This is a genomic window from Streptomyces sp. AcH 505, from assembly GCF_000818175.1.
Lineage (GTDB): Bacteria > Actinomycetota > Actinomycetes > Streptomycetales > Streptomycetaceae > Streptomyces.
This window is the reverse complement of sequence record NZ_JTIY01000001.1, coordinates 4,616,999-4,623,822: the sequence shown is the minus strand read 5'-3', so window position 1 is coordinate 4,623,822 and position 6,824 is coordinate 4,616,999. Positions and strand designations below refer to the sequence as shown.

Annotated in this window: 8 protein-coding genes; 1 reads left to right on the top strand and 7 read right to left on the bottom strand. The window is 73.1% G+C overall.

Annotated features, from left to right (window positions below):
- Positions 1-108: 108 nt before the first annotated feature.
- From HY68_RS21135 to HY68_RS21115, 5 genes are all read right to left on the bottom strand, one after another.
- Entirely contained in the window at positions 109-1,215 is a 1,107-nt protein-coding gene (locus HY68_RS21135; RefSeq protein WP_041991145.1) for a glycosyltransferase family 4 protein, read from the bottom strand.
- 166 nt (positions 1,216-1,381) lie between these two features.
- Positions 1,382-3,133, bottom strand: a complete 1,752-nt coding sequence (gene recN, locus HY68_RS21130) for a DNA repair protein RecN (protein ID WP_041991144.1) — start codon at positions 3,131-3,133, stop codon at positions 1,382-1,384.
- 112 nt (positions 3,134-3,245) lie between these two features.
- The gene (locus HY68_RS21125) at positions 3,246-4,154 is read right to left on the bottom strand and encodes an NAD kinase (RefSeq protein ID WP_041991141.1); all 909 of its coding nucleotides are present in this window, start codon (positions 4,152-4,154) and stop codon (positions 3,246-3,248) included.
- Positions 4,151-4,966, bottom strand: a complete 816-nt coding sequence (locus HY68_RS21120) for a TlyA family RNA methyltransferase (protein ID WP_041991140.1) — start codon at positions 4,964-4,966, stop codon at positions 4,151-4,153. The genes HY68_RS21125 and HY68_RS21120 overlap by 4 nt, the downstream gene beginning before the upstream one ends.
- A gap of 7 nt (positions 4,967-4,973) precedes the next feature.
- Complete coding sequence (locus HY68_RS21115) at positions 4,974-5,267, bottom strand: hypothetical protein (protein WP_041991138.1); 294 nt, start codon at positions 5,265-5,267, stop codon at positions 4,974-4,976.
- A gap of 42 nt (positions 5,268-5,309) precedes the next feature.
- On the opposite strand from HY68_RS21115, the gene HY68_RS21110 reads away from it, so the two are divergent.
- Complete coding sequence (locus tag HY68_RS21110) at positions 5,310-5,657, top strand: SCP2 sterol-binding domain-containing protein (protein WP_041991136.1); 348 nt, start codon at positions 5,310-5,312, stop codon at positions 5,655-5,657.
- On the opposite strand, the gene HY68_RS21105 is transcribed toward HY68_RS21110, so the two are convergent.
- Positions 5,658-6,479, bottom strand: a complete 822-nt coding sequence (locus tag HY68_RS21105; RefSeq protein ID WP_041991134.1) for an ABC transporter ATP-binding protein — start codon at positions 6,477-6,479, stop codon at positions 5,658-5,660.
- 91 nt (positions 6,480-6,570) lie between these two features.
- On the bottom strand, positions 6,571-6,824 hold a 254-nt coding region (locus HY68_RS40125), incomplete at its 5' end, for an iron chelate uptake ABC transporter family permease subunit (RefSeq protein WP_041991132.1).

Here is a 6,824-nt window from a genome sequence, read left to right as displayed (position 1 = left end):
TCATGCAGCGCAGGACGCCTCCCCGGAACGGCACCCGGCGACAACCGCAACCGCGACCCGCAACCAAGAACCGCGCCGGACGGCGACACCGCGCCGGTCGGCGAATCGTCAGGCGAACGACCAGGGCTGCGTCAACTCGTCGTAGACGCTCAGGACCTGGGCGATCGTGTCGTCCTCCGTCGGCCACGTGGCCGCCTGCGCCCGGCCCGCCAGGGCCAGTTCGTGGCGGCGCGCCGGGTCGGCCAGCAGGCGCAGCACCGCGCGGGAGAGCGCCGCGGCGTTTCCGTACGGGACGAGTTCCGCTGCCTCGCCGACGAGTTCGGGCACTCCGCCGACCGCCGTGGCGACCAGCGGCACCCCCAGCCGCAGCGCCTCCTGGGCGAGGACGGACCGTGCCTCCCAGCGGCTGGGCAGTACGGCCACGTCGGCGACGGCGAGCAGGTCGCTGATGTCGTCGCGCCTGCCGATCAGCTGGACCGGCAACTCGTCGTCCTCGATGCGCTGTTGCAGCTTGGCGCGCTCCCGGCCCTCGCCCGCCACCACGAGCAGCGGCGCCGGGTCGAGCGCGCCCCAGGTGGTGGTCGCGTCCAGCAGGACGTCATAGCCGTGGTGCGGCACGAGACTTCCGACCGCCATCACCAACGGGCGCTCCACCGCGCCCAGTTCGGCGCGCGCCTTGCTCTCGGGACGCTCCGGGCTCTCGGGTCCCGCCGCGCCGGACCGGGGTGCGGGCACGGCCAGCGGGGCGAGCCGGGCGTCGCGGGCTCCGCGTTCCCGCGCGCGGTCGACCAGGCCCGACGAGGTGCCCAGCACAACGGCCGCGGCCCGTACGGCTCTTCGCTCCAGCAGCCGCAGCACTTGGCCGCGCGCCCCCTCGTCGATGGCGCGGGTGTGCCAGGTCACGACGAGCGGCACCCGCCGGCCGCCCAGGGCGAGGGCGGTCCGTACGGCGGCGTGCAGTCCGTGCGCGTGCACCACGTCGGCGCCGACGCAGGCCGCCCGCAGCGCGGCGACCGACGCCGGGTCACCGCGGCGCGGCACGGGGATGTGCCGCGCTCCGGCGCCCCGGAAGTCGTAGGCGTCGTCCAGTTCGGCGGGGGCACACACCGTCACGCGCACGCCCCGGGCGACGAGTCCCGCCGTCAGCGACCGGACGTGCGCGCTGCTGCCCGCACTGCCTCCGCCCAGCACCTGGACCGTACGCAGTTGTGTCACGTGGCCAAGGCTCCTGGATCGGGGGCGGGGTGCTGCCGCCGCAGCGGGTCTGCCGTCAAGGATGCCAGTCCGTACGCACGTTCCGGCACCGAGGAGGTGGCGTTCTTGCGTCCGCCAGCGCGATATCGGCCCGTTGAATCACTCACCCGGGTGAAGGTTCCGTAGATTACGCGTCGGCGCGTGCCGTCGCCAGGAGTTCTTCCGCGTGGGCCCGCGCCGTCTCGGAGTCCTCCTGGCCCGCCAGCATCCGGGACAGCTCCCGCACCCGGTCCTCGCCCTCCAGGACGGTCACTCCCGAACGCGTCACCGAACCGTCGTTGGTCTTCTCCACCAGCAACTGCCGGTCGGCGAAGGCGGCGACCTGCGGCAGGTGCGTCACGACCACCACCTGCGCCGACTTGGCGAGCTTCGCCAGCCTGCGGCCCACCTCGACGGCGGCCTTGCCGCCGACGCCCGCGTCGACCTCGTCGAAGAGATACGTCGGCACCGGGTCGGACCCCGCGAAGACCACCTCGACGGCGAGCATCACGCGCGACAGCTCACCGCCCGAAGCGCCCTTGGCGATCGGCCGGGGCTGGGCGCCCGGGTGCGGTGCGAGGAGCAGTTCGACCTCGTCCACGCCGTGCGTGCCGTACGTGACGGCGCGCCCGCCGACCTCGATGCCGGACGTCTCGTCCGCCGCCTCGGTCTGCCGGATGTCGAAGGAGACCCGGGCGTGCGGCATGGCCAGCGACGCCAGTTCCGTGGTGACCGCTTCGGCGAAGCGGTCAGCCGCCTCCGTACGGGCGTCGGTGAGTGCCTGGGCGAGCCCGGACAGTTCGGCGCGCAGCGCGTCACGCTCGACGGTCAGCTCGCCGATCCGGTCGTCGTCGCCCTCCAGCTCGGTCAGCCGGGCGGCGCTCTCCTGCGACCAGGCCAGCACGGTCGCGATGTCCTGGCCGTACTTGCGGGTCAGCGCGGTCAGCGCGGCGCGGCGCTCCTCGACGGCGCCGAGCCGCAGCGGGTCGGCGTCGAGGTTGTCGGCGTAGCTGGCGAGTTCACCGGCGACGTCCGAGAGCAGGATCGAGATCTCGCCCATCCGCTCCGCGAGCCCGGCGAGCGCCGGGTCGTGGGAGCGTACGGCCTCCAGCGCGCGGCCGGCGCCGCCCACCAGCGTGGTGGCGTCCACGCCCTCCGGGTCCTCGGGGTCGCCGGCGAGCGCGCCGTGCGCGAGGGCCGCGGCCGACGCCAGCGCCTCCGCGTTGCCGAGCCGCTCGGCCTCGGCGGCGAGTTCGACGTCCTCCCCCGGCAGCGGTTCGACGGCGGCGATCTCGTTGAGGCCGAAGCGCAGCAGGTCGGCCTCCTGGGCGCGCTCCCTGGCGCGGGTGGTCAGCTCGTCGAGTTCGGCGACGACGGCCCGCAGCCTGCGGTAGGCGGCCAAGTACTTCGCGTGCGGTCCGGTGACGGCGTCGCCCGCGTACCGGTCGAGGGCCTGGCGCTGCCGGGCGGGCCGCAGCAGGCCCTGCTGGTCGGTCTGGCCGTGTACGGCGACGAGGTCGTCCGCCAGCTCCGCCAGCATGCCGACGGGCACGGAGCGGCCGCCCAGGTGCGCGCGTGAGCGCCCCTCGGCCGAGACGGTCCTGCTGACGAGCAGCGCGCCGTCCTCCAGCTCGGCCCCGGCCTCCTCGGCGCGCAGCGCGGCGGCCGATCCGGCGGCCAGCGTGATCCGCCCCTCGACGACCGCCGCCTTCGCGCCGATCCGTACGAGCGTGGGATCGGCGCGTCCGCCGAGCAGCAGCCCGAGGCTGGTGACGACCATGGTCTTGCCGGCGCCCGTCTCACCGGTCACCGCTGTGAAGCCGGGTGACAGCTCCACCACAGCGTCGTCGATGACTCCGAGCGACCGTATCCGCATCTCCTCCAACACGGTCATGACCATACGAGGTCCGAGCCCCCCTGTGCGACGGACCCCACCCCCCGATCGACCGGGCACCCGCGCCACCGCACCGGGCGTACCGGCTCCGACCTGCGGGAGCGGCGCCCGCCCGGGGTCAGTTCGGGGCTCCGCGCCAGCCGGAAACCGGCAGTGCGAACTTGGCCACCAGCCGGTCGGTGAAGGACGCGTGGTGCAGCCGCGCCAGCCGTACGGGGACGGCTCCGCGCCGTACCTCGACCCGGGCCCCCGGCGGCAGCTCGACCGTTCTGCGCCCGTCGCACCACAGGACGCCCTGCGGGGTGTCCTGCTGCACCTCCACGGCGAGCACCGTCGTCGGGGAGGTGACCAGCGGCTTCGCGAACAGGGCGTGGGCGCTGATCGGGACCATCAGCAGCGCCTCGACGTCGGGCCAGACGACCGGGCCGCCCGCCGAGAACGCGTACGCCGTCGACCCGGTGGGGGTGGCGCAGACGATGCCGTCGCAGCCGAAGCCGGTGACGGGCCGGCCGTCGATCTCCAGGACGACCTCCAGCATCCGCTCGGGGGACACCTTCTGCACGGCCGCCTCGTTGAGCGCCCAGTCCCGGTGCACGACGGCGCCGTTGACGCGTACGACGACGTCGATCGTCATCCGCTCCTCGACCTCGTAGGCGCGCGTGACGACGCGGTACACGACCCGGTCCAGGTCGTCGCGCTCGGCCTCGGCGAGAAACCCGACCCTGCCGAGGTTGACCCCCAGCATCGGGACGCCCGAAGCGCGGGCGAAGGCGGCGCCGCGCAGCAGCGTCCCGTCGCCGCCGAGCACGATCAGCAGCTCGCAGCCGTCCAGTGCCTCGGGGGTCGCGTCGGGGACCGTCTCCACGACGGAGCCCGACAGCGGCAGATCGGCCGCCTCGGCCTCCAGGACACGCACGCGCAGCCCGTTGCGCACCAGCCCGTTGACGACCCGCTCGGCACTGCGGATCGCCGCGGGTCTTCCGGTGTGGGCCAGCAGGAATACGGTGCGGTCTGCGTTCACGGTCAACGGGGTCCCTCCGCCACTGCACGGTCGACGTCCGCCGGATCGAGTGCGGGCGCTCCGGCGCTGAGCCACAGGAAGTATTCGACGTTCCCCGAGGGGCCGGGCAGCGGGCTCGCCGTGACCCCCCGTACGCCGAGGCCGAGTTCGGCGGCCTTCCCCGCCACGTTCTTCACGGTCGAGGCACGCAGTTCGGGGCTGCGTACGACACCGCCGCTGCCGAGGCGCTCCTTGCCCACCTCGAACTGCGGTTTGACCATCAGCACCAGATCGGCCTCGTCGGCCGCGCAGCGCACCAGCGCGGGCAGCACGAGGCCGAGCGGGATGAACGACAGATCCCCCACGATTACCTCCACAGGCACTCCCCCGATCAGGTCGAGCGTCAACTCGCGTACGTTCGTACGGTCCTTGACGGTCACCCGTTCATCGCTCCGCAGCGACCAGGCGAGTTGTCCGTATCCGACGTCCACGGCGACGACGTGTCCGACGCCGGCCCGCAGCAGTACGTCGGTGAAGCCGCCCGTGGAAGCGCCGGCGTCGAGGGCGCGCCTGCCGCGTACGGCGAGGCCGAGCGGCTCGAAGGCCGCGAGGGCGCCGGCGAGTTTGTGGCCGCCGCGTGAGACGTAGTCGGGATCTCCGTCGTCCTCGGTGACGACGACGGCCGCGCTGGTCTCGACCTGGGTCGCGGGTTTGGTGGCCGTGTTGCCGCCGACGGTGACCCGGCCCGCGGCGATCAGCTGGCTCGCGTGCTCGCGTGAGCGGGCGAGGTTGCGGCGTACCAGCTCGGCATCGAGACGGCGGCGTGCCAGTCCTGCCACGTTCGGTTCAGCTCCTGTTGTCGTACGTGAACGAGGCCGGCGAAGGCGATGCCGCCGGCGCCGGGGGTCCCGGGTGCGCCGGGCGCGCGTCGAGCGCGGTCAGGGTGTCGCGCAGGCCCCTGTGCACATCCTCGTACACCTCGACATGGCCCTCGGCGGGCAGGTGGTCCACATCGTCGAGGCGGGCGAGCTGGCCGTCCACCTCCGCGTTGCCTGTCGGGGTCCGCGGCACCCCCAGGGGCTGCGGTTCAGGGTCGTGCGGGCCGTCGCCGCCGGCCGTCGCAGCCATCAAGTCGCTCATGCCAAGACGCTACCCCGAAGGGGTGGGGTACCGTCGATCACGATGGCGACGAAGGAGGAGTGCCGTGGCGCACTCGACAAGCTCTCGGACAACTTGGCGGGCGCGAACGGGAAGGTTCGCGACGCGGCCGGGTTCGACCGTTCCCTCAGCTGTCACATCACGGACCTCGACATCACCTTCACAGGGCGGCTGACGGACGGCCGGATCGAGGTGGCCGACACCCTGCCGGGTCCGCCGCGCGACCAGGCGCAGATCCGGCTGGCCATGGCGGGCGACGACCTGGTCGCGCTCGTGGACGGGGAGCTGAACTTCGTACGGGCCTGGGGTTCGGGACGGGTCAAGCTGGAGGCGGGCTTCCGGGACCTGCTGCGGCTGAAAACACTCCTCTAGTCAGTTCTCCGGGACTGCCGGCACGGCGTCCCTGCTCCTGGCCTTGCGGCCCGCGGGCACCACCAGCGGGGTGCCCGTCTCGGGGTCCTCGATGACCTGACAGCGCAGCCCGAACACCCGCTCCACCAGCGGCGCTGTGACCACCTCGGCCGGCGGCCCCTCCGCCACGACCGCCCCGTCGCGCATGGCGACGAGATGCGTGGCGTAGCGGGCGGCGTGGTTCAGGTCGTGCAGGACGGCGACGAGGGTGCGCCCGCCGGTCTCGTGCAGTTCGGCGCAGAGGTCGAGCACCTCGATCTGGTGCTGGATGTCGAGGAAGGTGGTGGGTTCGTCGAGGAGCAGCAGCGGCGTCTGCTGGGCGAGGGCCATCGCGATCCAGACCCGCTGGCGCTGTCCGCCGGACAATTCGTCGACATAGCGATCGGCGAGATCATCGATACGGGTGGCCGCCATCGACTCCTGGACGGTCCGCTCGTCGTCGGGCGACCACTGCCGCAGCAGCCCCTGGTGCGGATAGCGGCCACGGGCGACCAGGTCGGCGACGGTGATGCCGTCGGGCGCGACGGACGACTGCGGCAGCAGACCGAGGGTTCTGGCGACCTTCTTGGCCGGCAGCGAGTGAATGGCGGCGCCGTCGAGGAGTACCCGCCCCTCGGCCGGTTTGAGCATCCGGGAGAGCGCACGCAGCAATGTCGACTTGCCGCAGGCGTTCGGTCCCACCACCACGGTGAAGGAGTGGTCGGGTATCTCCACGGACAGATCACGGGCGATGATCCGCCGGTCGTAGCCGAGGGTCACCGATTCCGCGGTGAGGCGCTGCATGGGGGAAGCCTTTGCGATCGGGGGCGTTGTCGGGTCCGCCGGAGCCGTCGGGTCAGTCATATGCGTCCCGCTTCTCATATGCGTCCCGCTCTCATATGCGTCCCGCCTTGCGTTCGGTGACCAGCAGCCAGAGCAGGTAGCAGCCGCCGAGCACGCCCGTGACCACCCCCACCGGCAGCTCACGGTCGCCGAACGCGTTGGTGGCGACCCAGTCGGCGGCCAGCAGCAGTACGGCGCCCATGAGGGCGGAGGCGGCGAGGTTGGGGCCCGGCGCCCGGGTCAGCCGGCGGGCGAGCTGGGGCGCGCTGAGCGAGACGAAGGCGATCGGACCGGCCGCGGCGGTCG

Bases quoted from the DNA above. Each gene is read 5' to 3' on its own strand.
- recN (WP_041991144.1), bottom strand. From the start codon at position 3,133: ATGGTCATGACCGTGTTGGAGGAGATGCGGATACGGTCGCTCGGAGTC.
- HY68_RS21115 (WP_041991138.1), bottom strand. From the start codon at position 5,267: ATGAGCGACTTGATGGCTGCGACGGCCGGCGGCGACGGCCCGCACGAC.
- HY68_RS21110 (WP_041991136.1), top strand. From the start codon at position 5,310: ATGGCGACGAAGGAGGAGTGCCGTGGCGCACTCGACAAGCTCTCGGAC.
- HY68_RS21105 (WP_041991134.1), bottom strand. From the start codon at position 6,479: ATGCAGCGCCTCACCGCGGAATCGGTGACCCTCGGCTACGACCGGCGG.